This window comes from Allofournierella massiliensis (assembly GCF_964241245.1).
Classification (GTDB): Bacteria; Bacillota; Clostridia; order Oscillospirales; family Ruminococcaceae; genus Allofournierella; species Allofournierella massiliensis.
This window is the reverse complement of sequence record NZ_CAXSWZ010000003.1, coordinates 26,394-52,821: the sequence shown is the minus strand read 5'-3', so window position 1 is coordinate 52,821 and position 26,428 is coordinate 26,394. Positions and strand designations below refer to the sequence as shown.

26 protein-coding genes are annotated in these 26,428 nt (G+C 62.0%); 20 read left to right on the top strand and 6 right to left on the bottom strand.

The features are described 5' to 3' along the window. The first annotated feature begins 66 nt into the window (after positions 1-66). The 19 genes from ACESYO_RS02625 to ACESYO_RS02535 all read left to right on the top strand — a co-directional run bounded on the left by ACESYO_RS02625 (position 67) and on the right by ACESYO_RS02535 (position 19,359). A complete protein-coding gene (locus ACESYO_RS02625; RefSeq protein WP_346672336.1) occupies positions 67-1,431 on the top strand; it encodes an ABC transporter substrate-binding protein in 1,365 nt (454 codons plus the stop codon). 204 nt (positions 1,432-1,635) lie between these two features. Further along, positions 1,636-2,478: a carbohydrate ABC transporter permease gene (locus ACESYO_RS02620; protein ID WP_058963359.1), complete on the top strand. Its 843-nt coding sequence runs from the start codon at positions 1,636-1,638 to the stop codon at positions 2,476-2,478. Continuing rightward, positions 2,478-3,314 (top strand): carbohydrate ABC transporter permease, encoded by an 837-nt coding sequence (locus tag ACESYO_RS02615; protein WP_283128187.1) that lies wholly within the window; start codon positions 2,478-2,480, stop codon positions 3,312-3,314. The genes ACESYO_RS02620 and ACESYO_RS02615 overlap by 1 nt, the downstream gene beginning before the upstream one ends. 24 nt (positions 3,315-3,338) lie before the next feature. Continuing rightward, on the top strand, positions 3,339-4,805 hold the full coding sequence (gene malQ / locus ACESYO_RS02610) for a 4-alpha-glucanotransferase (protein ID WP_346672337.1): 1,467 nt from the start codon (positions 3,339-3,341) through the stop codon (positions 4,803-4,805). A gap of 170 nt (positions 4,806-4,975) precedes the next feature. Then, positions 4,976-5,710 carry a lysophospholipid acyltransferase family protein gene (locus ACESYO_RS02605; protein ID WP_242868312.1) on the top strand — a complete coding sequence of 245 codons (735 nt, stop codon included), beginning with the start codon at positions 4,976-4,978 and terminating at the stop codon, positions 5,708-5,710. 4 nt (positions 5,711-5,714) lie between these two features. Beyond that, positions 5,715-6,518 carry a hypothetical protein gene (locus ACESYO_RS02600; protein WP_346672338.1) on the top strand — a complete coding sequence of 268 codons (804 nt, stop codon included), beginning with the start codon at positions 5,715-5,717 and terminating at the stop codon, positions 6,516-6,518. Then, the gene (locus tag ACESYO_RS02595; protein WP_346672339.1) at positions 6,515-6,688 is read left to right on the top strand and encodes a hypothetical protein; all 174 of its coding nucleotides are present in this window, start codon (positions 6,515-6,517) and stop codon (positions 6,686-6,688) included. Before ACESYO_RS02600 ends, ACESYO_RS02595 begins: the two co-directional genes overlap by 4 nt. Positions 6,689-6,796: 108 nt before the next feature. Then, positions 6,797-7,858: a prephenate dehydratase domain-containing protein gene (locus ACESYO_RS02590; protein WP_373209354.1), complete on the top strand. Its 1,062-nt coding sequence runs from the start codon at positions 6,797-6,799 to the stop codon at positions 7,856-7,858. A gap of 29 nt (positions 7,859-7,887) precedes the next feature. Beyond that, a complete protein-coding gene (locus ACESYO_RS02585) occupies positions 7,888-8,910 on the top strand; it encodes a 3-dehydroquinate synthase (RefSeq protein WP_346672341.1) in 1,023 nt (340 codons plus the stop codon). Positions 8,911-8,914: 4 nt separating this feature from the next. Beyond that, on the top strand, positions 8,915-10,048 hold the full coding sequence (aroC, locus tag ACESYO_RS02580) for a chorismate synthase (protein ID WP_373209355.1): 1,134 nt from the start codon (positions 8,915-8,917) through the stop codon (positions 10,046-10,048). Next, complete coding sequence (locus ACESYO_RS02575) at positions 10,033-11,301, top strand: shikimate kinase (RefSeq protein WP_373209356.1); 1,269 nt, start codon at positions 10,033-10,035, stop codon at positions 11,299-11,301. The genes aroC and ACESYO_RS02575 overlap by 16 nt, the downstream gene beginning before the upstream one ends. Beyond that, entirely contained in the window at positions 11,267-11,716 is a 450-nt protein-coding gene (aroQ, locus tag ACESYO_RS02570; protein ID WP_058963350.1) for a type II 3-dehydroquinate dehydratase, read from the top strand. The genes ACESYO_RS02575 and aroQ overlap by 35 nt, the downstream gene beginning before the upstream one ends. 48 nt (positions 11,717-11,764) lie before the next feature. Beyond that, on the top strand, positions 11,765-12,796 hold the full coding sequence (gene aroF, locus ACESYO_RS02565) for a 3-deoxy-7-phosphoheptulonate synthase (protein WP_058963349.1): 1,032 nt from the start codon (positions 11,765-11,767) through the stop codon (positions 12,794-12,796). Positions 12,797-12,820: 24 nt separating this feature from the next. Next, positions 12,821-14,095 carry a 3-phosphoshikimate 1-carboxyvinyltransferase gene (gene aroA / locus ACESYO_RS02560; RefSeq protein ID WP_373209357.1) on the top strand — a complete coding sequence of 425 codons (1,275 nt, stop codon included), beginning with the start codon at positions 12,821-12,823 and terminating at the stop codon, positions 14,093-14,095. Continuing rightward, complete coding sequence (locus ACESYO_RS02555) at positions 14,088-14,954, top strand: prephenate dehydrogenase (RefSeq protein ID WP_058963347.1); 867 nt, start codon at positions 14,088-14,090, stop codon at positions 14,952-14,954. The genes aroA and ACESYO_RS02555 overlap by 8 nt, the downstream gene beginning before the upstream one ends. 3 nt (positions 14,955-14,957) lie before the next feature. Further along, on the top strand, positions 14,958-15,959 hold the full coding sequence (locus ACESYO_RS02550; RefSeq protein ID WP_346672346.1) for a helix-turn-helix transcriptional regulator: 1,002 nt from the start codon (positions 14,958-14,960) through the stop codon (positions 15,957-15,959). A gap of 252 nt (positions 15,960-16,211) precedes the next feature. After that, the gene (locus ACESYO_RS02545; RefSeq protein ID WP_283128196.1) at positions 16,212-17,378 is read left to right on the top strand and encodes an efflux RND transporter periplasmic adaptor subunit; all 1,167 of its coding nucleotides are present in this window, start codon (positions 16,212-16,214) and stop codon (positions 17,376-17,378) included. Continuing rightward, positions 17,375-18,088: an ABC transporter ATP-binding protein gene (locus ACESYO_RS02540; RefSeq protein ID WP_283128197.1), complete on the top strand. Its 714-nt coding sequence runs from the start codon at positions 17,375-17,377 to the stop codon at positions 18,086-18,088. The genes ACESYO_RS02545 and ACESYO_RS02540 overlap by 4 nt, the downstream gene beginning before the upstream one ends. Next, positions 18,085-19,359 (top strand): ABC transporter permease, encoded by a 1,275-nt coding sequence (locus tag ACESYO_RS02535; protein WP_283128198.1) that lies wholly within the window; start codon positions 18,085-18,087, stop codon positions 19,357-19,359. The genes ACESYO_RS02540 and ACESYO_RS02535 overlap by 4 nt, the downstream gene beginning before the upstream one ends. 59 nt (positions 19,360-19,418) lie before the next feature. Here ACESYO_RS02535 and ACESYO_RS02530 read toward each other — a convergent pair whose 3' ends face one another. After that, positions 19,419-21,209: a M56 family metallopeptidase gene (locus ACESYO_RS02530; RefSeq protein ID WP_373209358.1), complete on the bottom strand. Its 1,791-nt coding sequence runs from the start codon at positions 21,207-21,209 to the stop codon at positions 19,419-19,421. Between the two features lie 11 nt (positions 21,210-21,220). Then, positions 21,221-21,592, bottom strand: coding sequence for a BlaI/MecI/CopY family transcriptional regulator (locus tag ACESYO_RS02525; protein WP_373209359.1), 372 nt, complete (start codon positions 21,590-21,592; stop codon positions 21,221-21,223). Between the two features lie 186 nt (positions 21,593-21,778). On the opposite strand from ACESYO_RS02525, the gene ACESYO_RS02520 reads away from it, so the two are divergent. Next, entirely contained in the window at positions 21,779-22,531 is a 753-nt protein-coding gene (locus ACESYO_RS02520; protein ID WP_373209360.1) for a nitroreductase family protein, read from the top strand. Positions 22,532-22,607: 76 nt separating this feature from the next. Here ACESYO_RS02520 and ACESYO_RS02515 read toward each other — a convergent pair whose 3' ends face one another. The 4 genes from ACESYO_RS02515 to pth form a co-directional block, all read right to left on the bottom strand. Beyond that, a complete protein-coding gene (locus ACESYO_RS02515) occupies positions 22,608-23,021 on the bottom strand; it encodes a hypothetical protein (RefSeq protein WP_373209361.1) in 414 nt (137 codons plus the stop codon). 204 nt (positions 23,022-23,225) lie between these two features. Further along, a complete protein-coding gene (locus tag ACESYO_RS02510; RefSeq protein ID WP_373209362.1) occupies positions 23,226-24,599 on the bottom strand; it encodes a D-alanyl-D-alanine carboxypeptidase family protein in 1,374 nt (457 codons plus the stop codon). A gap of 89 nt (positions 24,600-24,688) precedes the next feature. Then, the gene (locus ACESYO_RS02505; RefSeq protein WP_283128201.1) at positions 24,689-25,693 is read right to left on the bottom strand and encodes a WG repeat-containing protein; all 1,005 of its coding nucleotides are present in this window, start codon (positions 25,691-25,693) and stop codon (positions 24,689-24,691) included. Between the two features lie 64 nt (positions 25,694-25,757). Continuing rightward, the gene (gene pth, locus ACESYO_RS02500) at positions 25,758-26,348 is read right to left on the bottom strand and encodes an aminoacyl-tRNA hydrolase (RefSeq protein ID WP_283128202.1); all 591 of its coding nucleotides are present in this window, start codon (positions 26,346-26,348) and stop codon (positions 25,758-25,760) included. Positions 26,349-26,428 lie beyond the last annotated feature (80 nt).

Below are 26,428 nucleotides of genomic sequence, written 5' to 3'. Positions count from 1 at the left end.
TCCCGGGCGGGAGCGACCCGCCCTTCAATCGACAACCATTAAGCATCAAAAAAGGAGAAACACACTATGAAAAAGGCACTTGCACTTGTGCTTGCAGCGGCCATGGCGCTGAGCTTTGTGGCCTGCGGCGGCTCCGGAACGACGACCAGTACATCCCAGACCGGCGAAAGCACCTCCACCGGTGCAGCCTCCACCACCGGAAACGCTTCCGGCGGCAGAGTCTACTATCTGAACTTCAAGCCCGAGCAGGCAGACCAGTGGGTGGAGCTGGCTGCCAAGTACACCGAGGAGACCGGCGTTCCCGTGGACGTGGTCACCGCCGCCTCCGGCACCTACGAGTCCACCCTGAAGGCCGATATGGCCAAGACCGACGCACCCACCCTGTTCCAGGTGAACGGCCCCGTTGGCCTGGCTGCCTGGAAGGACTACTGCTATGATCTGTCCGACACTGAGCTGTACAAGCAGCTGACCAGCGATTCCTTCGCCCTGAAGGATGGCGACAAGGTTGCCGGCGTTGCATACGTAATCGAGACCTACGGCCTGATCTACAACAAGGCGCTGCTGAACGAGTACATCGCCAAGGATTACGCGGTGATCGAGGATGCCGCCGAGATCAACAACTTCGACACCCTGAAGGCTGTGGCCGAGGACATCACCGCCCATAAGGATGATCTGGGCTTTGCCGCCTTCACCAGCGCCGGCATGGATTCCTCTTCCGACTGGCGCTTCAAGACCCATCTGGCCAACCTGCCCGTTTACTACGAGTACCAGGCCGACGGCATCACCTCCACTGAGGCCATCAAGGGCACCTACCTGGAGAACTACAAGAACGTGTGGGATCTGTACATCAATAACGCCACCTGTGAGCCTGCCATGATTGGCTCCAAGACCGGCGACGACGCAGCCGCCGAGTTCGCCATGGGCGAAGCCGTGTTCTACCAGAACGGCACCTGGGGCTACGGCCAGGTAACCGGTTACGAAGTGGCCGACGAGGACATGGGCATGATGCCCATCTACATCGGTGTTGAGGGCGAAGAGAATCAGGGCCTGTGCACCGGTTCCGAGAACTACTGGTGCATCAACGCCAAGGCCAGCGAGGAAGACATCCAGGCCACCATCGACTTTGTGGAATGGTGCATCACCAGCGAGACCGGCAAGACCGGTATGAAGGACATGGGCTTTGTGTGCCCGTTCACCGGCTTCACCGATGAATACCTGCCCGAGAACCCGCTGGTTCTGGCCGCCAACGAGGACGTGGCTGCCGGCCACAAGACCGTGGACTGGTGCTTCACCACCATGCCTTCCGAAGAGTGGAAGAACGGCGTGGGTGCCGCCCTGCTGGAGTACGCTCAGGGTACCGGCGACTGGAGCGGTGTTGAGACCGCTTTCGTGGACGGCTGGGCCACCGAGTATGCAGCTGCCAACGGCTGAGCCGCACAGCACTGAATTGTATCCGTAAAACCGAAGGGGGCGGGCAGGTTCTGCCCGCCCCCGCTGCGGTTTTTGCGCATGCCTGCCGGTCTGCTTCCGGCCCGGCGCAGTGCCGTCCCCTGCGGGGGGCGGACCGGCGGGCATGACGGCCCCGGGCGGGCCCGATCCGATTTTTCATCCATCACAACAAGGAGGGAACTGTTTATGGAACGCGCGGTCAAAAAATACTTCCCCATCTTCGCGCTGCCCACCCTGCTGGCCTTTGTCATCGGCTTTATTGCCCCCTTCATTGAGGGCGTGTATCTTTCGTTCTGTGAATTCACCACCATCTCGGATGCCCGGTTCGTGGGGCTGAAAAACTACGGCCGCATCTGGTCCGACCCCACCTTCCTGCATTCGCTGTGGTTCACTGCTCTGTTCACGGTGGTCACGGTAATCCTGATCAACGTGCTGGCCTTTGCGGTGGCACTGCTGCTCACCAAGAGCTTCAAGGGCACCAACCTGTTCCGGGGCGTGTTCTTCATGCCCAACCTGATTGGCGGCATCGTGCTGGGCTATACCTGGCAGCTGATTCTGAACGGCATCTTCGGGCTGTTCGGCCGCACCCTTACTTACAGCGCATCCTACGGCTTCTGGGGTCTGGTGATCCTGATGTGCTGGCAGCAGGTGGGCTATATGATGATCATCTACATCGCCGGCCTGCAGAGCATTCCCGGCGATCTGTACGAGGCGGCCCGCATCGACGGCGCCAGCTCCCGCCAGTGCCTGTGGCGCATCACCCTGCCCATGAGCATGCCCTCCATCACCATCTGTACCTTTCTGACGCTGACCAACGGCTTCAAGCTGTATGACCAGAACCTGGCCCTCACCAACGGCCAGCCCTCGGATATGACCGAGATGCTGGCGCTGAATATTGTGAACACCTTCTACGGCCGCAACGGCTGGGAGGGCGTCGGCCAGGCAAAGGCTGTGATCTTTACCATTCTGGTGGCGATCCTGGCGCTGGCCCAGAACCGCCTGACCCGTTCGAAGGAGGTGCAGCAGTAATGACCGACAAGACAAAACATGGCTGGATTTACACGCTGGTGTTTTCCATCGTGAGCCTTGTTTACATCTCGCCCATCCTGATGATCTTCATGAACAGCTTCAAGAAAAAGGCATACATCAACCGGATGCCCTTCGCGCTGCCCAATGAAAAGACCTTTGTGGGGCTGGAAAACTATGTGGAGGGTCTGCGCAAGACCGGTTTCTTCAGTGCCTTCGGCTACAGCCTGTTCATTACCGTGGCCAGCGTGGCGGTGATTCTGCTGTGCACTTCCATGTGCGCCTGGTATATCAGCCGGGTTCACACCTGGTACACCAGGGCCATCTACATGCTGTGCCTGATCTCCATGGTGGTGCCCTTCCAGATGGTCATGTATCCCCTGTCCAAGATCAGCGACTCCATGCACCTGGGCAACCCGGTGGGCATTATCCTGATTTATCTGGGCTTCGGTGCCGGTCTGGCGGTGTTCATGTTCACCGGCTTCATGCGCAGCGTGCCCATCGAGGTGGAGGAAGCCGCCATGATCGACGGCTGCAATCCCCTGCAGACCTTCTTCCGGGTGGTTCTGGCCATGCTCAAGCCCACACTGGTGAGCGTTGGCATTCTGGAGACCATGTGGATCTGGAACGACTATCTGCTGCCCAGTCTGGTGCTGGATCTGCGCAAGTACAAAACCATCCCCATCGCCATTCAGTATCTGAAGGGCGGCTACGGCTCGGTGGACTGGGGCGCCATGATGGCCATGCTGGTGCTGGCCATTGTGCCCATCATCCTGTTCTATCTGGCCTGCCAGAAGCACATCATCAAGGGCGTGGCCGCGGGTGCGGTCAAGGGTTGATCCAACGGGAAAGGAGCGATCGTGTTGAAGCGAGCAAGCGGCATCCTGCTGCCGGTTTCCAGCCTGCCGGGCCCCTGGGGGATCGGCACGCTGGGCAAAGAGGCCAGGCAGTTTGTGGATTTTCTTGCTGCCGCGGGCCAGACCTACTGGCAGATTCTGCCGGTGGGGCCCACCGGCTACGGCGACAGCCCCTATCAGAGCTTTTCTGCCTTTGCGGCAAACCCTTATTTCATTGATCCGGACACCCTGATCGCCCGGGGCCTGCTCACCGAAGAGGAAGCCGGAGCGGACTGGGGCGAAAATCCGGCCCGGGTGGACTATGGTGCGCTGTATGCCCACCGCCACGCGCTGCTGCAAAAAGCGGCGGACCGGCTTCCGGCCGGGGATGCAGGCTTTGCCCACTGGCAGAAAAAACAGAGCGCTTGGCTGGAGGACTACGCCCTCTTCATGGCACTCAAGGAGGAAAACGATCAGCAGAGCTGGACCTGCTGGCCGGATGAGGTGCGTCTGCGCCGCCCCGATGCACTGGAGCGGGCCCGAAAGCGGCTGGCCGGACGGGTGGACTACTGGAGGAAGATCCAGTATCTGTTCTACTGCCAGTGGGCCGCGCTTCTGGAATATGCCCATGGGAAGGGCGTGCAGATCATCGGAGACATTCCCATCTATGTTTCGCCGGATTCCTCGGACATCTGGGCTGCGCCGGAGCTGTTCCAGACCGATGGGGACCGGCGGCTCACCCGGGTGGCGGGCTGCCCGCCGGATGCCTTCGCCGCCGACGGTCAGCTGTGGGGCAATCCCCTGTACGACTGGCCCCGCCACAAGGCCACCGGTTACGCCTGGTGGCTGCGGCGGCTGCGCCATGCGCTTACCATTTACGATGTGGTGCGCATCGACCATTTCCGGGGCTTCGAAAGCTATTATTCCATCCCCGCCCGGGACACCACCGCCCAGAACGGCAGCTGGCAGCCCGGCCCGGGCATGGATTTCATCGGGGCCATCCACGCAGAGATGCCCGGTGCACAGATCATTGCCGAGGATCTGGGATATCTGACCCCGCAGGTGAAGGAGCTGCTGGAAGGCAGCGGCTACCCGGGGATGAAGGTGCTTCAATTTGCCTTCGACCGGCGGGAAGCCGGGGACTATCTGCCCCACAACTATCTGCACAACTCGGTGGTCTACACCGGCACCCACGACAACACCACCACCGCAGCCTGGGAAACCGACGCCCACCCGGAGGATGTGGCCCGCGCTCGCGCCTATCTGCACGCCGAGGGCGAGCCACTGGTGGAGGGCTTTATCCGGGCTGCAATGGCCAGCGTGAGCGCCACCGCCATCATCCCCATGCAGGACTGGCTGGGGCTGGGCGCAGAGGCCCGGATGAACGTGCCCAGCCGCCCCTGGGGCAACTGGCAGTGGAGGCTGGAACCCGGCGCACTGACCTCGGCCCTTGCTCAGCGCATCGCGGCTCTCACCGAGCTGTACGGCCGGTAAACTGGAAAATTATCCAAACACCTTCCAGACGCCTCTCCGAATGGAGAGGCGTTTTTGTTAGTTTTAGGCAAAGAATGGGGTGGCAAGCTTTTTCTTTTGGGCCGATTATGGTACAATAAGCCGTAATGACGCAGCCCGTCCGGCTGCCCGAAACTGCAAGGAGAACTGTTATGCGCACCATTGTTTGGTTTATCTATTTCTGGCTGTATCTGCTGTTCAAGCTGCCCCTTCTGCGCAGGGGCCTGAAGGCGCTGGATGCAGGCGACTGGGCCACCGCCGACGCACTGGCCGCCCGCTGGGTGCCGGACTGGGCGGGCAAGCTGCTGCGGCTGGCCGGTGTGACCGTTACTGTAACCGGCAGGGAGAACATCCCCGAGGGACGGCCCTGCGTGTTTGTGGGCAACCACCGCAGCTATTACGATATTCCCCTCGTGCTCACCCAGCTGGACGCGCCCCACGCGCTGGTTTCCAAAAAAGAGGTGGGCAAAATCCCGCTGGTGCGGGGCTGGATGCGCCTTCTGCACTGCGTTTTTCTGGACCGGGAGGATCCCCGCAAGGCCATGGAGGCGCTGAACGAAGCCATTGCCAACGTGAAAAAGGGTTACTCGGTAACCATCTTTCCGGAAGGCACCCGCAACAAGGGCGAAGAGGGCAGCCTGCTGGAATTCAAGGGCGGAGCCTTCCGCATTGCCACCAAGACAAAGGCTCCGCTGGTGCCCATCGCCATCCTGCACAGCCGGGACATCATGGAAAACAACGGCGGCTGGATGAAGCCTGCTCATGTGACCATTCATATTCTGCCCCCCATCGAGACCGGGGATCTGAGCCGGGAAGAGCTGAAGGAACTGCCCCAGCGCACCGCGGCCCTGATCGGAGCTGCACTGAAGGAAGAAAAGGAGGCATAAAGCCATGGCAAGCGCACGTTATACCCTGAACATCGATCCGGAGGATCTGAAACCGGACGAACCCATTGAATACACCAAAAAACAGAAGGCTGCCAACTGGTGGCACTATAACTGGAAGATCGTGGCGGTGATTGCCGTCGTGGTGGCTGTGGTGGGCTATTATGCCTGGAAGGCGCTGACCGCTGTGCATCCGGATCAGCAGATCGCGCTGGTCAGTGCCGAAGCTCTGCCCGAAGAGGTGAGCGATGCCCTGGGGCGGGCGCTGAGCGGTCTTATGGAGGATGCCAACGGCGACGGTCAGGCACTGGCGCAGGTTCGTTCCTACCAGCTGGACCTGGAGGGACTGGACGCCAGCATCAATGCCGGCAGCACCGGCACCAGTACAAGCACCAGCACTGTGCAGGATGTGGGCGGGGCCATGAACGAGCTGACCAACGGTTATATGCAGATGGCCCAGTCTACCGTGCTGAATGCGGACCTGACCACCGGCGAAGCGGTGATCTTCCTGGTGGATGAGCCGGAGGCATTCCAGAGGACCTACGGCGTGCTCAGCGCGGCAGATGGTACCACGGTTTCCGAAGAGGATCCTCTGAACGGGGTGGAATGGTTTGCCTGGAGCGACTGCCCGGTGCTGGCCTCGCTGGATCTGGGCGAATACACCACCGCCACCGGTGAGACTATGGACTGCCAGGAATACATGAGCCGCTTTGTGGTGGCCCGCCGCGGATATGGCGACAAAACGCCCCCCTATCTGGATGCCGGTGTGGCGCTGTTTGAGACCATCACCGAAGGGGCAACCGCCCAGTGAAAAAGATTCTGATCCGGCTGAAGGAACGGCTTTCCGGCAAAAAGAAGGCGGATACTCCGCCACGGCCTCCGCTGGAAAACCCCTACCGGCGTTTTTATACCCCGGAGCGCAGCTTTGAGCAGCTGGCGCGGCAGGCCCGGGAGCAGCAAAAGCGGGAGCCGAAGGGCTGACCGCAGCGGAAAAAGCCGAACCGGGCCGAAAAAAGAGACCCGGAACGGTTGTGCCGAACCACGGGATATGGTATACTTTATCACATTAATGTGGCAGGAGGGTGTTGCATGGAATCGGAACAGAGCATCGCACAGTCCGCAGAGGAATTGGACCGGCAGCTGGCCCGGCTGTTTTACCGCCGGATGGAGCTGGCGGCCCTTAAGGCCCGGGAGCAGGGCGAGGCCTGCCCCGTTTTTGAAAGCGAGCAGGAGCCGGCGCTGCCGGCGGAGCTGGCCGGGCAGGATCCGGCGCTGGAGCGGTATTACCGGGCCTTCCGGCAGACCGGGCGGCAGCTGGCGGCCCAGTATCAGCTGGAGGTGCTGGGGCGTGATCGGGTGGCCTATCAGGGCGTGGAGGGAGCCTTTTCCCACATTGCGCTGCGGAAGCTGTTTCCTCTGGCCAAAGCCAGAAGCTACCCCACCTGGGCGGCGGTGTTCGATGCGGTGGAAAGCGGCGAGGCAGCATACGGTGTGCTGCCCTTTGAAAACAGCAACGCGGGGGATGTGTCCGCGGTGCTGGATCTCTGCTTTGCCCACCCGGAGCTGCACGTCTGCAGGGTGTATGATCTGCCGGTGCGCCAGAATCTGCTGGCGCTGCCGGGGGCAAGGCTGGCGGACATCCGCCGGGTGGTCAGCCACCCCCAGGCCATTGCCCAGAGCGCCCGGTTTTTGAACAGCCTGGGCCTTGCCGCTACTGAGTGCCTGAACACTGCGGTGGCGGCCAAACAGGTGGCCGAAAGCGGCGACCTTACGCTGGCGGCCATCGCCAGCGCCGAGACTGCCGAGCTTTACGGATTGCAGGTTCTGGCGGCGGGCGTCAACTCGGACGGCGACAACACCACCCGGTTTATTGTAATTACCCGGGAAAATCCCGCCGAGGGCGACCGGTTCAGCCTGCTGTTTACGGTGGATCACAAGGCCGGGCAGCTGGCCCGGGTGATTCAGGCCATCGGCGCGGCCGGGTTCAATATGGAATGCATCAAAAGCCGGCCGATGCCCGGCGTACCCTTTGAATACTATTTTTATGTGGAACTGGAAGGCCAGCCCGGCAGACAGGAAAGCAAGACCCTGCTGGAGGCGCTGGGGCAAATCTGCAACACACTGCGGGTATTGGGGGTCTATACAAAATGAGCAACGAGCAGACAAGGAGTACCGACGGAATGAAACTGACCATGCGGCTGGGCGAGCGCAGCTACGACATTATCTTAAAGCGCGGCGCGCTGCACAACCTGGGCCTTCTGGCCAATCTGAACCGGAGGGTGCTCATCGTGACCGACAGCGGCGTGCCCGCCGAATACGCCGAGATCGTGCGCGCCCAGTGCAGGGAGGGCCACATTGAAACCGTGCCCCAGGGCGAGGGCAGCAAATGCCTGAAGGTGTATGAGGGCCTGCTGCGCCGGATGCTGGAGCTGGGCTTTGACCGGGGCGATCTGGTGGTGGCCGTGGGCGGCGGCGTTGTGGGCGATCTGGCCGGCTTTGTGGCCGCCACCTACATGCGCGGTGTGGACTTTATCAACTGCCCCACCACCACCCTTTCCCAGATCGATTCCTCCATCGGCGGCAAGGTGGCGGTGGATCTGGGCGCGGCGAAGAACATCGTGGGCGCCTTCTGGCAGCCCCGGCTGGTGGTGGTGGACCCGGATACCCTGTCCACCCTGCCCCGCCGCCATTTCATCAACGGTCTGGCCGAGGCGGTGAAAATGAGCCTGACCAGCGATGCCGAGCTGTTCGAGATGTTCGAGAAGCTGGACGTGGACGCCGAGATCGAGACCATTATCTACCGCAGCCTGCTGATCAAAAAGCAGGTGGTGGAAAAGGACGAGACGGAAAAAGGCATGCGGGCCATTCTGAACCTGGGCCACACGCTGGGCCACGGCATCGAGGCGGTGAAGGGCATCTCCGGCCGCCGCACCAACGGCCTGTACCACGGCGAGTGCGTGGCGCTGGGCCTGCTGCCCATGATCGAGGATCGGCAGCTGGCCAAACGGGTGCGGGCCGTGTACCGCAAGCTGGGTCTGCCCGCCCGCACCGCCTACAACAAGGAAAAGGTGTGGGCCTACATGCTCCACGACAAAAAATTCCGCGACGGGCGCATCACGGTGGTGAAGGTGCCCGGCCTGGGCTGCTGGCGGCTGGACAAGCTGGACGAAGCCGGGCTGAAGGCGATCCTGATGGGGAAGTGATTGGGTGAAAAACACATACGGCAGTGCCATTGCGCTGACCATCTTCGGCGAGAGCCACGGCGCGGCCATCGGCGCGGTGCTGGACGGTCTGGCCGCGGGCATTCCGGCGGATGAGGAATTCATCGCCGCCCAGATGGAAAAGCGGCGGGCGAAAAAGGGCGGTCTTTCCACCAGCCGCGTCGAGGCGGACAAGGTGCGTTTTTTGAGCGGCGTGTACAATGGCCGCACCACCGGCACCGCCATTACCATGGTGATCGAAAACACCAACACCCGCTCGGGTGATTACGCAAAGACCCTGGGCCTGTGCCGCCCGGGCCATGCGGACTACACCGCCCATGTGAAATACGGCGGCTTTGAGGACTTCCGGGGCGGCGGGCATTTTTCCGGCCGCATTACCGCGGCGCTGTGCGCGGCGGGTGCGCTGTGCCAGAGCATCCTGCTGACAAAGGGCATCCGGGTGGCCACCCACGCGGCGCGCATCGCGGGCGTGGAGGACGAGGCCTTTGCTCTGGAGGAAGAGAAGCTGAACGCACAGCTGGCTGCGCTGGACGCCTGCACCGGCCTGCCGGTGCTGAGCGAGGCCGCCGGCGAAGCAATGCAGCAGGCCATCCGGGCCGCCGCCTCTGAGGGCGACAGCGTGGGCGGCGTGCTGGAAACGGCGGTCACCGGCCTGCCTGCGGGCGCGGGCGAGCCCTTCTTCGACAGCGTGGAAAGCCAGCTGGCCCACCTGCTGTTCAGCATTCCCGCCGTGAAGGGCGTGGAGTTCGGCGCGGGCTTTGCCATGGCCGGGCTGCGGGGCAGCGTGGCCAACGACCCCATGACCATAAAGGACGGCCGGGTGGTAACCACCACCAACAACAACGGCGGCGTGAACGGCGGCATCACCAACGGCATGCCGCTGGTGGTGCGCACCGCGGTGAAGCCCACCCCCAGCATTTACAAGCCCCAGCAGACGGTGGACATGGGTTCGATGCAGCCCGTCGAGCTGCAGATTCAGGGCCGCCACGACCCCTGCATCGCCCACCGGGCTGCTATTGTGCAGACGGCGGCGGTGGCCTTCGGTCTGGTGGACCTGCTCACCCAGCGCTGGGGGCCACTGTGGCAGGCAGAGGAGGAAGCACCATGGAATACGGACTGATCGGCGCAAAGCTGGGCCACAGCTACTCCAAGGCCATCCACGAGGCACTGTGCAGCTATCGCTATGAGTTGTGCAGCCTGCCCACCGAGCAGCAGGCACGGGAATTTTTGCAGAAAAAGGCCTTCAGGGCCATCAATGTGACCATCCCCTACAAGCAGCTGGTTATCCCCTACTGCACCTGGCTGGAACCGCGGGCCAAAGCCATCGGCGCGGTGAACACGGTGGTGAACCGGGATGGCATCCTCCATGGCTACAACACCGACTACGACGGCTTTCTGTATCTGGCCAATCAGCACGGGGTGGACTTCAAGGGCAAGAGCGTGCTGATTCTGGGCACCGGCGGCACCAGCCGCACGGTGCACGCGGTGGCGAAGGATCAGGGCGCGGCGGAAATTCTGTTTGCCAGCCGCACCGGCAAAGACGGTGCGCTCACCTACGAGCAGGCGCAGGTCCAGAGTCAGGTGCAGATTCTGATCAACACCAGCCCGGCGGGTATGTACCCGAACACCGGCGAATGCCACATCCAGCCCGCGGGCCTGCCCCGGCTGGAGGCGGTGCTGGATGTGGTCTACAACCCCTTTAAAACCGAGCTGATTCTGCGGGCCGAGGAGGCGGGCATCCCCTGTGCCAGCGGCCTGGAAATGCTGGTGGCGCAGGCGCTGTATGCGGCCCGCCAGTTCACCGGTCGGCGTATCCCCTCCTCGAAAATTCAGCCCATCGTGCGCAGCATCCGGGCCCAGCGGTTGAATGTCTGTCTGGTGGGCATGCCCAGCTGCGGCAAATCCACCATCGGCCGCCAGCTGGCCAGGGCACTGAACCGGCCCTTTGTGGATCTGGACGCCGAGATTGAAAAGGCGGCGGGCAAATCTATCCCCCAGATCTTTGAGGAGCGGGGCGAGAATGGCTTCCGCGCGCTGGAGACCGAAACCGCGGCCCGCTTCGGCATGGGCAGCGGCCAGATCATCAGCTGCGGCGGCGGCGTGGTCAAGCGGCCGGAAAACGTGCGGGCGCTGCGCCAGAACGGCGTGATTGTGTTCATCGACCGGCCGGTGGAGCTGCTGAAGGTGGGCGGAAACCGTCCCCTCTCCACCAGTATGGACGGATTGAAACAGATGGAGGCCGAACGCCGGCCCCTGTACGAGGGTGCGGCGGACCTTTGTGTGAAAAACAGCGGCGAGCCCTTCAGCCGGGCGACAAAGGCCGCGCAGGAGGCGTTGTATGAAGCTTTTGGTATTGAACGGGCCCAACCTTAACCTGCTGGGTGTGCGGGAGCCGGGCCTGTACGGCACGGTGGATTACCAGGGCCTGCTGGATCTGATCCAGAAAAAATGCGACGAGCGGGGCGTGGAGGTGCGATTCTACCAGTCCAACCACGAGGGGGATCTGGTGGACGCCATTCAGCAGGCCCGCTTTGACTGCGACGGCATTGTGATCAACCCGGGGGCCTACACCCACACCAGCGTGGCCATTCTGGACGCGCTGAAGGCGGTGGCGCTGCCCGCGGCGGAGGTGCATATCACCGATGTGACCAAGCGGGAGCCCTTCCGCCAGATCAGCTATGCGGGTATGGCCTGTCAGGGGCATTTCATCGGTCAGGGGCTGCAGGGCTACCTGAACGCGGTGGATTTCCTCATTGAGACAGTCGAAAACAGCGAACAGAAGCAGTAAACCTGCAAAGGGAAACAAATACATACAGGGAAAGGGAAAGAACAGATTATGATTATCTCCACCAAGCGCGGCACCCCTCAGGAGGAGCTGCAGAAAATTATTTCGGAATTCGAAAGCCAGGGCCTTGAGGTCACTCTGATCCGCGGTACCGACTACAACGTGTTCGGGCTGGTGGGCGACACCACCAAGATCAACGAGAAGGTTGTGGCCGCCAACCCCTGGGTGGACAGCGTGACCCGTGTGTCCGCTCCTTACAAGAAGGCAAACCGCCTGTTCCATGAAGCCGACACCATTGTGGATGTGAACGGCATCAAGATCGGCGGCAACGAGCCGCTGGTGGTCATCGGCGGCCCCTGCAGCGTGGAGGGCGACGAGTCCACCCTGAAGATCGCCCAGGCCGTGAAGGCGGCGGGCGGCTGCATGCTGCGCGGCGGCGCTTACAAGCCCCGCACTTCCCCCTATGCCTTCCAGGGCCTGGGTACCGAGGGTATTCTGGCCATGGTGAAGGCCCGCGAGGCCACCGGCCTGCCCATCGTGAGCGAGCTGATGAGCGAGGATCGGATCGAGGAGTTCGAAGAATATGTGGACGTGGTGCAGATCGGCGCCCGCAACATGCAGAACTTCCAGCTGCTGAAGGCGGTGGGCAAGATGAAAAAGCCGGTGCTGCTCAAGCGCGGCCTTGCCAACACCATCGAGGAGTGGATCATGAGCGCCGAGTACATCATGGCCGGCGGCAACGAGAACGTGATTTTCTGCGAGCGCGGCATCCGCACCTTCGAGAAGTACACCCGCAACACGCTGGATCTTTCCGTTGTGCCCATCATCAAGCAGAAAACCCACCTGCCCATCATCATCGACCCCAGCCATGCCACCGGCGACTGGCGTCTGGTGGAGAGCATGAGCCGGGCCGCCGTGGCCGCCGGTGCCGACGGCCTGATCATCGAGGTACACACTGACCCCGAGCATGCCTGGAGCGACGGCGCCCAGACCCTGAAACCGGATAAATTCCGCGAGACCATCGACCAGTGCCGCCAGATCGCGCAGGTGCTGGGCCGTGGTGTGCGCCAGCCTCTTGACTGAGCAGACCCAAAAGGAGGAACTTCCATGATCGCCCACATCCAAGCCCCGGCCGCCATCGGCGGCCGGATCACCGCGCCGCCCTCCAAGAGCATGGCCCACCGGGCGGTGCTCAGCGCCGCGCTGGCCCGGGGATGCTCCCGGGTGGAGAATCTGGAATTCAGCCAGGACGTGGACGCCACCCTCACCGCCGCTGCCCGGCTGGGCGCGCAGGTGGAGCGGGGGGAAGGCTGGGCGCGGATTACCGGCCATGGCTGTGTGGCCTGCCCGGACGGCCCGGTGGATTGCTGCGAAAGCGGCAGCACCCTGCGTTTTCTGATCCCGGTGTTCAGCCTGTGCGGCGGTCGGGTGGAATTTTCCGGCCGGGGGCGGCTGCTCCAGCGGCCCATGGGCGTGTATGAAAACCTGTTCCGGGCCCAGGGCCTGGAATTTGACCAGAGCGAAGGGGGCCTTGCCATCCGCGGGCCCCTTGCCGCCGGCGACTACACCATTCCGGGGGATGTGTCCAGCCAGTTCATCAGCGGGCTGCTGTTTGCGCTGCCCCTGCTGGAGGGCGACAGCACCCTCACCATCACCCCGCCCTTTGAAAGCCGCAGCTATGTGGAGCTGACGCTGGCGGCCCTGCGGGATTTCGGCGTGCAGGTGAACTGGGCGGACGAGACGCGCATGAAGCTGCTGATTCCCGGCGGCCAGTGCGGTCACGGCCGGGATTACCGGGTAGAGGGCGATTACAGCCAGGCGGCCTTCTTCGCCGTGCTGGGCGCGGTGCTGGGCGGCGTGACCATCGAGGATCTTCGCCCGGATTCCCTGCAGGGCGACGGGGCCATTCTGCCCATTCTGGAGGGCTGCGGCGCCCGCTTTGTGCGGAATGGCAGCAGCGTGCGCTTTGAAAAGGCTCCCCTTTCCGGCACGGTCATTGATCTGGCCGATTGCCCGGATCTGGGGCCCATCCTGATGACGCTGGCCCTCTTCTGCGAGGGGGAAACAACGATCATCAATGCCGGGCGGCTGCGCATCAAGGAGAGCGACCGCATTGCCGCCATGGAAGAGGAGCTGCGCAAGTTCGGCGCGGACATTGAAAGCACACAGGATACCGTGACCATCCGCCCGGCGGCGCTGCATGCCCCGGCGGAGCTGGACAGCCACAACGACCACCGGGTGGTGATGAGCCTTGCCATGGCGGGCCTGTGCGCCGGGGTACCGGTGACCATCCGGGACGCGGGCGCGGTGGCCAAAAGCTGGCCGGACTTTTTCCGGGTACTGGAGCGCGTGGGTGCACGAATCGAGGTGCGGGATGAATAAGAACGACCGTTTTCTCATTGTGGGCCTGGGCCTGCTGGGCGGCAGCTACGCCCGGGGCCTTGCCCGCGCGGGTTTTGCGCAGGTATACGCCATCGACACAAACCCCGAAGCCATCCGGTTTGCCAAAGAAAAGGGCTATATTGCGGATGGCGCAAGCGAAAATTTTGAAGAGCTGGTGCGAATGGAGGATCGGGTGATCTTCGCCCTTTACCCCACCGCGCTGGAAGAATGGGTGGCCCGGTATGGCGGCCTGCTGCGGCCGGGCTGCATCTGCACCGATGTGTCCGGCGTGAAGGCCGGCCTTGTGGAAACGGTGCAGACCGCCCTGCCCGAGGGGGTGGAGTTCATTGCCAGCCACCCCATGGCGGGCAAGGAGGTCAGCGGTGTGGAGAATTCCCATCTGGTGGACTTCTCCCCCGCCAATTTCCTGATTACCCCCACCGACCGCAACACCCCCGAAGGGGTGGAGTTTGCCCGCTGGCTGGGCCGGACGCTGGGCTTTGCCCACATCCGGGTGCTCAGCTGCGCCGAGCACGACCGGATGATCGGCTATGTGAGCCAGCTGACCCACGCCATTGCGGTGAGCCTGATGTGCGCGCCGGGGGCGGAGCAGTTTGCCGACTACACCGGCGATTCCTTCCGGGATCTGACCCGGATCGCCCGCATCAACGAGACCATGTGGGCGGAGCTGTTTTTGTGGAACCGGGAAAACCTGATCGACGAAATCGACGGCTTTACCGCCCGGCTGCAGGCTTTGAAGGGATACCTGCAGCAGGGGGACCGGGCCGCGCTGGAGGAAATGTTCCGCCAGTCCACCCGGGCGCGGGCCGCCTTTGACAAGAAGGAAAAGGAGGAGTGAGCCATGCCCCGCAGCGAAGGTCAGAAGGGCAAGCTGGTGTGGCTGCTGCGCATTCTTGCCCGCTATACCGATGAGGAACACCTGATCAATGTGCCCCGCATTCTGGAGCTGCTGGCCGCCGAGGGCATCGCCGCCGAGCGCAAGAGCGTTTACGACGACATTGCCACCCTGCGGGCGCTGGGCTACGATATTGTGCAGCACCGGGGCCGGGGCGGCGGCTATTATCTGGCCAGTCGGCCCTTCCAGCTGCCCGAGCTCAAGCTGCTGGCAGATTCGGTGCAGGCCTCCCGTTTCATCACCCGCAAAAAAAGCGACCAGCTGATCCGCGCCCTGAGCCAGTTTGCCAGCCAGTGGGAGGCAAACGAGCTGCAGCGGCAGGTGTTCGCCTCCAGCCGGGTGAAGAGCATGAACGAGAGCATCTATTACAACGTGGATGCGCTGCACCGGGCCATCGCCTCGGACCGGCAGGTCCGTTTTGTGTACCAGGAGTGGAATCTGGACAAGAAAAAGGTGGCCCGCCGGGGTGGCGGAGCCTATCAGGTGAGTCCCTGGGCCCTTTTGTGGGAAGAGGAGAACTACTATCTGGTGGCCTTCGAGGAGGGCAAGGGCATGCGCCATTACCGGGTGGACAAGATGACCTCCATCACCACGCTGGAGCAGCCCCGCCTTGGCCGGGAGGAGTTCGACCCCCAGAAGATGCGCAACTACGCAAAACCCATGTTCGGCATGTTCGGCGGGCCGGTCAGCCGGGTGGAGCTGCGGTGCGAAAACAGCGTCATCGGCCCCATGCTGGATCGGTTCGGCACCGGTGTGACCATCATGCCCCAGCCGGACGGCCGGTTTACTCTGTATGCGGATGTGGTGGTCAGCCCGCCCTTTTTCGGCTGGCTGTGCGGCTTTGGCGGCCGGGTGGAGCTTGTGGCTCCGGCAGATGCCCGCCAGCAGCTGCGCCAGATGCTGGAAACTATCTCAAAAGCCTATCAGACAAAAGAGCCTGCACAATAAAATGCTGCAACCAGAGCCCCTCGAAAAAGATGGGCTCTGGTTTTTTATGAAAAAATTTCCCTCAAAATGAAGAAAGGCCCGGTCATGATTCGTCTTTACGTTTGTAAAGAAAACGCCCGGCGCAAATTTTTTGAACGGTTTGTCCGCTGGCGACGAAAAACGGCAGAGGGCTGTTTTCCGTGCCCGGGTGTTTGGAACAGCAGCGGCCCTGCGGGGCCGCCATACAGATGAAATAAGAGGAGTCGATGAGGGATGAGCAGGATAACATCGTTTTTGGGCCGGCACAAAAAGGCGCTGATTGTGCTGGCGGTGCTGGCTGTGGCCGGCGCTGTGGGCTGGACGCGGATGAATCAGGCGGCCGCGGCCGCACAAAAGGCGGCAGCCCAGCAGGTACAGACCTTCACGCTGGAAAAGGGCGATCTGAGCCGGACCCTGAGCGTGAGCGGAAGCATCCAGTCTGCCCAGGTGACCCAGGTGGCCGCGGCCCAGACCTACCCGGTGGCCGAGGTGCTGGTAAGCGAAGGTGATGTGGTGGCCGAGGGCGATGTGCTCGCCACGCTGGATACCACCGATCTGGATGCCCAGATCAAGGTTCAGCAGGAGGCGGTGGCCGCCGAAAAGCAGCAGAACGACCTGAGCATTTCTCAGGCGCAGCGCCGGCTGGAGGATGCCCGCAACCAGAAAACCATCGACGAGGATGTGACTGCTGACTGGGATCAGACTGAGCGGGATGCCAAGCTCCGGCAGGACAGTCTGGCCATTGAGGATGCACAGGATGTGCTGGTGAACGCGGTGACCGCGGCGGATGCCCCCAGCGCGGCGGCCCAGCAGCTGAAAACCCTGCAGAATGCCAAAAAGCAGTGCACCATCACCGCGCCCTGCGCCGGAACCATCACGCAGGTAAAGGCTGTGGTGGGCGGCGCCGCAGGCGAGATCGCCACCATCGAGAACCAGAGCGCGCTGGAGGCACTGCTCAGCGTGCGGGAATACGATGTGAACCAGCTGAGCGTGGGCCAGAGTGTGACCCTGACCTCCGGCGCAAAGGATGTGTTCCACGGTTCCATCAGCTGGATCGCCCCCAAGGCCACCGTGAACGAGAATGGCGAAGCCAGCTATGCAGTGAAGGTTTCAGTGGACGACGCCACCGGCGCGCTGCGTCTGGGCATGACTGCCAAGGCCAAGGTTCTGCTGGAAGAGAAAAAGGGCGTGTTCAGTGTGCCGCTGGACGCGGTGGGCACCGATGAAGACGGCGAAGCTGTGGTTTACCAGAAGAACACCGACGCCGAGGGCAACGTGACCTTCACCCCCGTCCCGGTGACCACCGGCATGGAGACGGATCTGTCGGTGGAGGTGAGCGGCGAGGGCCTGACCGAGGGCATGGAGCTGCGCAGCCTGGCTGACCCGGAGGCAATGCAATGAGCGACGAAAAGAAGCCCATCATCCAGCTGAGGGGCATCGTGAAGAAATTTTACATCGGCCAGCCCAACGAGCTGGAGATTCTGCATGGCATTGATCTGGATGTGTATGAGGGCGAGTTCGTGGCCATCGTGGGCGAGTCCGGCAGCGGCAAGTCCACCTTGATGAACATTGTGGGCGCGCTGGACAAACCCACCCAGGGCAGCTATTTCCTGGATGGCATCGACATGACTGCCGCAAAGGACAGCGAGCTTTCCGCGCTGCGCTGCCGCAAAATCGGATTTGTGTTCCAGACCTTCAACCTGATCGGCCGCACCAGCGCTTTGAAAAATGTGGAGCTGCCCATGCTGTACAACGGCATCGGCGCGGCAAAGCGCACCGCCCGGGCAAAGGAGCTGCTGGAGTTGGTGGGCATGGAAAAGCGGATGGCGCACCAGCCCAACGAGCTTTCCGGCGGTCAGAAGCAGCGTGTGGCCATTGCCCGGGCAATGGCAAACGACCCGGCGGTGCTGCTGGCAGACGAACCCACCGGCGCGCTGGATTCCGCCACCGGCCGGGTGGTGATGGATCTGTTCCACAAGCTGCACAAGGAGCAGGGCAAAACCATCCTGCTCATCACCCACTCCCGGGAGCTGGCCGCCGAATGCGAGCGGATCATCACCATTCGGGACGGGCGTATTACCGGCGAAGTGAAAGGGGGCGCGGCGCTGTGATCTGGGAAAACATCAAGCTGGCCCTGGGCGGGCTGCGCAGCAACAAGATGCGTGCCCTGCTCACCATGCTGGGCATCATCATCGGCATCGGTTCGGTGATTGCCATCGTCACCGTGGGTAATTCTCTCACCAGTACGGTGAGCGAAAGTCTGGTGGCCATGGGCGGAAACAACCTGCAATTGAGTGTGGATCCCCGGCCGGATGAAAACGGTGACTACCCGAACAGTTACAGCTATCAGGAGAGCGACCTGCTGAGTGACGAGATGCTGCAGGCCTACGAGGAGCGGTTTGCCCAGCAGATCAAGGCGGTGGTGCTCACCGAAAGCGGCGGTGCGGGTAAGATCCAGATTGGCGCGAACACCGCAAAGGTGAATATCACCGGTGTGAATCAGGGCTACTTCGACGCGGAAAAATGCGAGCTGGTGGCGGGCCGCGCCCTGAACGAAAAGGATCAGGAGGGCGTGCGTCAGGTGGCACTGGTGAGTGACGTACTGGTGGATAACCTGTTCGGCGGCGACGATCAGGCCGCGCTGGGCCAGACCATAGAGGTGACGGAATCCGGCGGTGCGGTGCACGAACTGTCCATCGTGGGCGTTTATGCCTACCAGACCATGAGCCCGCTGCTGGGCGGCAGTGCCACCGTGAACAAAAACACCACCACCGATCTGTATCTGCCCCTCACCACCCTGCACGACATGAACGGCATTGCGGGCGGCAGTTATTTCTGGTGTGAGGTGGTGCCCGCCGCCGGTGTGGACGCGGATGCGTTCCAGCTGCGCAGTGAGCAGTTCTTTGAGGAGCGTTATTACAAGAACAACGAGCAGTTTCTGGTTACCGTGTACAATCTGCAAAACGAGATGAGCTCCATCACCAGCGTGCTGGATACCATCTCGCTGGCCATCGGGGTGATTGCGGGCATCAGCCTACTGGTGGGCGGCATCGGCGTGATGAATATCATGCTGGTGAGCATCACCGAGCGCACCCGGGAGATCGGTGTGCGCAAGGCGCTGGGCGCCACCAACGGGGCCATCCGCACCCAGTTTATCGTGGAGTCGGTGGTCATCTGTCTGGTGGGCGGCGCACTGGGCATTCTGGTGGGCTTCGGTCTGGGCAGTCTGGGCGCATCCCTGATCGGTGCACCCGCCCGGGTGGATCTGGGCACCGTGCTGGTGGCGGTGGGCTTCTCCATGGCCATCGGGGTGTTCTTCGGCTATTACCCGGCCAACAAGGCCGCCAAGCTGGACCCCATCGAGGCACTTCGTTACGAGTAAGATGATATATAGAACAGGAGCGGCATGGCTATGGTCATGCCGCTCCTGTTTTGTGTAGTTTATGCAAGGGTGATGGTTCGGGCAAGCGCAGTCAGTTCCGTCTGGGAGAAGAGCCCCGGGGCCAGCTGCAGCTCCACGAAATAGGGCATGACGCTCCAGTCGTAAGCCAGGATGCAGTTCTGTGTCTGCCAGGCAGTGGAGGCAGCCGAGCCGCCGGAGGAAAGGTCCTGCCAGACAAATTCCGCTGTGGCCACGGCCCCGGTGGCATTGTGGCTGCACACCCGATAGCTCTCATATCCGACATGGTTGGAGAGCGCCACGGTGGAGAAGACGGACATGGGCAGCGCGTCTTCCGCCGGATCGATTTCCTGCAGGCTTTGTGCATCGGCGGTGCCGAAGGGGTACAGCGTAACAGTGCCCACGGTTTCTCCGTTCCGGGTGATCAGAAGCTGCTCCTCCCCTTCCGTAATCGTGACAGACTGCGGGAGCTGTACCGACAAAACCGGGGTGCTGCCGTCGGGCAGGGTGTAATGCAGCAGGGTGGCTTCCGCCGTCTGGCTGAGCTGCACCGAAGGAGCAGTGTAGCCCGCGGGAGTATCGTAGTGGAAAGGCGCGGGGAGCTCCACGCTGCCCTTTGCGTAGACGTCGTAGGCGTTGGTGTCCACTTCCGTCAGATAGAAAACGCCCAGAAAAACATCGGTCAGCTCCCCTTTGCCGGTATCCAGCGAAAGCCGGGGCTGTTCGCCGCCCTGCCAGCCGGTTTCGCTGTCCAGCAGCGCCTGTACAGAAAAGCTGCCGGGAGCGTCGGAAAAGGTGGCATTCAGCGAGATGGCCAGTTCGGTTTTGCCGTCCTCTGCGACCGGGAGAATCTGGGGCAAAGAAAAGGAAACGGTGTGGTCGCTGTGGATGGTCAGGGTGGCCAGAATTTGGGCGATGGTCTCTTCGGCGTTCTGCCGGGTCAGCGCGGGCATGGTTTCCGGCTGCGGTTCTTCTGCGCTGGAAGCCACGGTCTGGGCAGGCGGCGCAGCATCGGGTTCGGTACTGCTGTCCACGGGGTCAGTCAGAAAACAGACGGCAGCGGCAGCACAGGCGGCGAGAGAGACGGCAACCAGTGCCTGAGTATAGGCCGCGCACCCAGCGCGGGACAGTCCACGGATTACCCGCTCATCGCAGGCCAGCTCGATGTCGCGGCACAGCAGCGTATAGGAGAGCCACAGCAGCGGGTTGAACCAATGCACCGCCAGCAAAAGAAAGCCCAGCGGCTTCCACCAGTGGTCCTTCCGTTGAATGTGGGCCTGCTCGTGAGCGGTCACGTAAGGCAGTGCCTCTTCTTCCAGGCGGAATGGCAGATAGATCTTCGGGCGCACAATACCTAGAACAAAGGGGGATGCGATGCCGTCACTCTGATAAAGGTTGTCCCGCAGTGGGATGGCCGTGCGCAGGGTTTGCCGCAGCCGCCAGCAGTTGATGGCCGCATAAAGCAGCATGGCGGCGGTCCCGGCGGCCCAGAAAAAAGCAAGTAGCGTCATCCGCTCAGTGCCGCTGCTTGCCGGTACGGTGACACCCTCAAAATAACGGTCTGCCAGATACCCGTTCACCTGCTGGTCCACCGGCGCAAACCCGGTGTGAATGTGGAAGCTGGGGCCGGACAAAATCTCGCAGGTAAGCGTCTCGGCGCTGGGAATCAGGCTTAGTACGCTTTGGACCGAGAACGGCAGTACAAGCCGCAGCGCTACAATGCCCCAAAGCAGAACGGAAATCCATTTGGGTGCCCTTCGCAGCAAAAAACGCAGGAGCAGCACGGCCAGAACCAGCCAGCTTGCCGAAATGCTGGTGTTCAGAACTTTCAAAAACAGCCCGTTCATGATGTGGTTCCCTTTCTGATGTGATCGATCATCTGTTGCACCTCGTCCAACTCCTTCTCGGAAAGCTTCTGGTGCCGGGTGAATGCGGCAAGAAAGGAGGGCAGCGAACCGCCGAAGCGCTTTTCCACCAGCTCCTCAATCTCGGAGGCCTGCGCATCCTCTTTGGAAATCAGGGAGGTGATCACGCCGTCCTCGTTTTGCAGTACCCCTCGTTCTGACAGCCGCTTGATTACGGTGTAGGTGGTGGTGCGCTTCCATTCCAGCTGCTGCTGGCACAGCTTCACCAGCTCGACGGTGGTGACCGGTTCGTGCTCCCATAAAATGAGGCAGAATCGGTACTCACTTTCGTGGATCTTGGGTGTGTTCATGGGAAAACCTCCTCTTGTCTAATGCTGTAGACTCTCTAACTTTAGTCTACTCTGTTAGACAAAGGAAGTCAAGGGGGGTGGATGGGGCTGTACCGGGCTGAGTGAGGCGTGTTTTTTGTGTGGGAACGTGCTATAATCAGAAAAAAGCGGGCCCTGCCCGGCCCGCCGCAAAAGGAGGCATTCCCCATGAACCCTACCCAACAGGGAATTCAGGACCGCAAGAGTGTGCGGGTCTTTCTGGATCAGCCGGTCACCCCTGCCATGAAGGAGCAGCTGCTGGAAGCAGCATTCCAGGCGCCCACCGCCGGCTGCCAGCAGCTGTATACCATTCTGGACATCACCGATCCGGAGCGTAAGGCCCGGCTGGCCGAGCTGTGCGATCATCAGCCCTTTATCGCCACCGCTCCGGTGGTGCTGGTTTTTCTGGCGGACTGCGCCCGCTGGCCCGGCGTCTACCGGGAAGCGGGCTGTGCGCCCCGACCTGCCGGCGCGGGGGATCTTTTCCTGGCGGTGGCGGATGCCTGCATTGCCGCCCAGAATGTGGTGGTGGCCGCCCATAGCCTGGGGCTGGGCAGCTGCTACATCGGCGATATTTTGGAAAACTGCGAGCAGGTGCGCGAGGAACTGGCTCTGCCCGCTCAGGTAGTGCCGGCGGCCATGCTGGTGATCGGCTGGCCCACCCGCCAACAGCAGCAGCGCAAAAAGCCCGCCCGATTTGCCCGCAATTACATTGTGGCGGAAAATCAGTACCCGGAATACACCGGTGAGCAGCACCGGCAGGCGCTGGAGGAGCGGGCCGCCCGGGGTGGAAATGAAACCTTCGATTTCGATCAGTGGGTCAAGGCCTTTGAGCAGCGCAAATACGGCAGCGACTTCTCCCGCGAAATGAGCCGCAGCGCCGCGGAGTACCTAAAGGATTTTCTGAACGAAACGGAATAAGAGCAAAAACGCCCGGGGCTATATCAGCGGCCCCGGGCGTTTTCGTCTGAGGAAGGAGAAAGCAGTTCTGATTTCATCAGCAGGCGGAGCGAAGGCGGTAATAGTTGCGCCCGAACAGCAGGCCTGCCAGCAGCAGCGAAGCGCCCAGACCGGAATAGAACACCGCGATAAACACCTCCGGCCCCACGCCGGAAGCCCGCAGCCAGATGCCGCCGGTCATCATCACCGCCATAATGGCGAAGGAGCGCAGGTCGAAAAACTTCAAAAAGAAGTGCCGTTCGGCCTCGTAACCGGTGATCCGGCCGGTGTGCTTTTTCACCAGTGGCCCGAAAATGAACCGCTGAAAGACCGCGAACACCACCGCGGACAGCACCAGATTCAGAACCGACAGATAGGCTGGATAGGCAGCCAGACCAATGCGAAGAATATTTGCCCCGGCACAGCCCCATACCAGGCAGGCGATGAGCAGAAGAGTGGAGCGTTTTACCATAAAAAGCCCATCCTTTCAAAAGAGTTAACAATGAACGATGTTCATGAATTCGGAAAAGAAAGTGCGGCACACCGCACTGAACGATGTTCATTATATGCCGGTGAATGTATTCTGTCAACCCCGGCGGCAAAATATTCATAAAAAGAGCACCCCTTCCCGCCACAAAAAGCGGAAAGGGGTGTTTTGCTTGTATGAATCAGGATGTTATGGGTTTTCCCGGCTGCGGGGCGGGGCTACCCGCAGGGCCTTGCGTCGGCGGCGAACCGCTGTCTTATGGGCAAGCAGACGGGCCAGCAGTACCAGCCCGATCAGCAGGGCAATCCCCACAGCGGCCAGAAGAGGCAGCCAGGGGCGCACCAGATCCTTGGCGTAAAGCCAGAAGCTGCGTTCATAGTCCTGCAGAACCACCAGCTCGGTGGAGCCCACGGTCTCGCCGTTCACCTGAACGGTCAGCCGCCCCAGCACCGTGCCGGCCTGCACCGGAGCGGAGAGGGAATCCACCGTGGTTTCGATGCGGGTTTCCAGCGTGCTGGAATCGGTCTCCGCCAGAACCACCAGCGGATCTCTGGCATACAGCCCCACCGTGTCGGCTTCGGTGCACCAGCGCAGCGGAAGCTGGGTGGCCGGGGTCTCGGTGTTCACGGCGGCGGTGGGTGCCAGCGCTTCCAGCGCCCAGTCGTACAGATCTGCCGTGGTGTGGAAGGCGTAGTTCACGCCGTCCTCCGCAAGGCCATCCTGTGCACCCATCACCACCAACAGCCAGTTGGCCCCGCCCTGCTGCGCGCCGGACACAAAGCACCGGCCCGCCTCGTCGGTAAAGCCGGTTTTCATGCCCCGAATATAGTCCCGATACAGGGGGGAGTCCGGGTTCTGCATCACCACGGTGCTGCGAATCCGGTAGCTCTTCCCTTCCGGCGCGCCGGCGTCGGCCTGAGTGTGCAGCTCGGTCAGGGGCATCCAGTATTCGGTGGAGCACATGACCTCCATCAATGTTTCGTTTTCCATGCAGGCCCGGGCAATCCGGAACATGTCCTGCGCGGTGCTGTAATTTCCCTGATCCATGCTGTCCAGCCCATGGGGACAGCTGAAGTGGGTGTCGGTGCAGCCAAGTTCGGCGGCCCGCCGGTTTATCTGATCCAGAAAGGCAGCCTCGTCTCCGTCGCCCAGATACCAGGCGATGGCGCTGGCCGCGTCGTTACCGCTGGGCAGAAGGCAGCCGTAGAGCAGATCCTGCAGGGTTACGGTCTCGCCGCAGAGCAGCCCCGCCCGGGTGCCGTAATTCGCCAGAATTTCATTGAACTCCGGCTGCAGCCCGTCGGGAATGGTGAACGGTGTGTCCAGCGGTTGGCCGCTCTCCACCAGAAGCAGTGCGGTCATCAGCTTGGTCAGGCTGGCCGGGGCCCGCCGTTCATTCTCGTTTTTTGCATAGACCAGGGTCTCGGTGTCCAGCTGATACAGGTACACTGCCTGCGCCTTGTCCGTTGTGCCCTGGGGCGGATCCCACTGGGCGGCGGCGGGCATCGCCAGGCCGATGGCCAGCGCCAGCAGCATCACCGCGCACAAAAGTCTGGTTTTCAACCACGTTCCTCCCTTGTTGTTGAATTCTTTCCGCGACTATTATACCGGCTGTTGCCTGCCGTTGTAAACGGTGTGGGAAGAAATACAGCTCAGGAATCGGAAACCGGCCGCAGCAGCCCCCACAGACCGCCTTCTTCTGCCCAGACAAGGCCGCCCGGCGCCGGGGCCAGTGCCTGATAGGCGCCGAAGCCGATCTGTTTCTGGCCGTCGCTGCTCAGCAGAGCGTATTCCCCGCCTTTGCGTACCACCACGCCTGCTTCGAGGCAGGGCGCGGGCCACACCCGCTGCCAGACGGCGCTGTTGTTGCCCTGAACGTCCCGGTCGGTGCTCTGGCCCCATACACCGTCGTATTTGCAGGGGATCACCAGCTGGCCCTGTTCGTTCAGATAGCCCCATTTCCCCTTTTTCTCCACCGCAATCAGTCCGTCGCTGCCGGGCCGGGCCTGTTCATAAACAAAATCTGTGAGCAGGGTTCCGTCTGCTGTGGCCACGGCGTAAAGGCTTTTTGGCTGCGCTTCCATCACCTGGGCGCCCTCCAGCTGGTTATATTTCCAGCTGCCCTGTCGGATCGGGAGCAGCTCGCCGTTCCCGGCGGACGGGTCCAGGAGCGGGCTTTGCGCACCGCTCTCGTTCCAGCTGTGGCGGCGCACCTGACCGGCTTCACCGTCCCACACATATTCCACACCAAGGCCTCCGTGGCCCGGCTCCAGGCGAAGCGCCGGAGCATAGGCGGTCAGCTGCCGGTCCAGTTCCGGGTCGTCAATCAGTGTGCCGTCCGGCCCGGTGGCAAGCAGGTGCCCGGCGGGACACAGGGCGGGAGCCTGAGAAAAACAGGGCTCCACCACCCACTCGCCGGTCTGACCGTCCACAAGGCCCCACAGCTCGCCCTGCTGGGCCGCGCAGAGGGTACGCAGTGCCTCGTCCTCCGGCAGGCTGCCTTCCAGAATACCGCCGCCGCTTACGGCCAGCGGTTCGATTTTATCTGCCTTCAGCCGGGGCTCCACCGCCCATTCATACCCGCCGCGCCCGGCACCGCAGCCGGCCAGCGCCGCCAGCAGCAGCCCGGCGGCGATCACTCTGCACACCGCTTTCATGCCGTTCCCTCCTTTTCGCTTTCGAGAAAAACAAAACGGGCCCGGAAATACCGGGCCCGCTGGCTCAATTGAATCGATTCTGCGCCTCGCTCAGCTTGCCCGCAAGAATCAGCCGCACCGCGGCTTCCACATCGTTCAGACGGCTCTCGAAGGCCTTTCGATCCTCGCCGCCCAGTTTGCCCAGCACCCAGTTGGCCAGGTCGTAGTCCGGGCTGGGCTTTTCGCCCACGCCCAGCCGCACCCGGGCAAAACCATCGGTGCCAAGGCAGGCGATGATGTCTTTCAGGCCGTTGTGACCACCGGCCGAACCGCTGGGCCGGATGCGAATTTTGCCCGGCTTCTGGGTCACATCATCGCACAGGATGATCACATGCTCCGGCGGAATCTTGAAAAACTCCGCCGCCGCCTGTACGCTGTGGCCGGAAAGATTCATAAAGGTCTGGGGCTTGAGCAGCAGAACCTTGCCTTCGGCCAGCGCCGCCTGCCCGTACAACCCTTCAAACTTGGCCTTGGTCACGCTTACGCCCCATTCTTTGGCCAGATGGTCGATGGCGTCAAAGCCCACATTGTGGCGGGTGCCATCATATTTTTTGCCCGGATTGCCCAGGCCCACCACCAGCCAGTCGGCTCCGGTGGTCTGTTTTTTGAAAAACATAAATGATCCTCATCACCCCGGCTTTTGCAGAACGTGTTCTAATATATGAAGCGCAGCCGGAAAATCTAAAAATTACACCA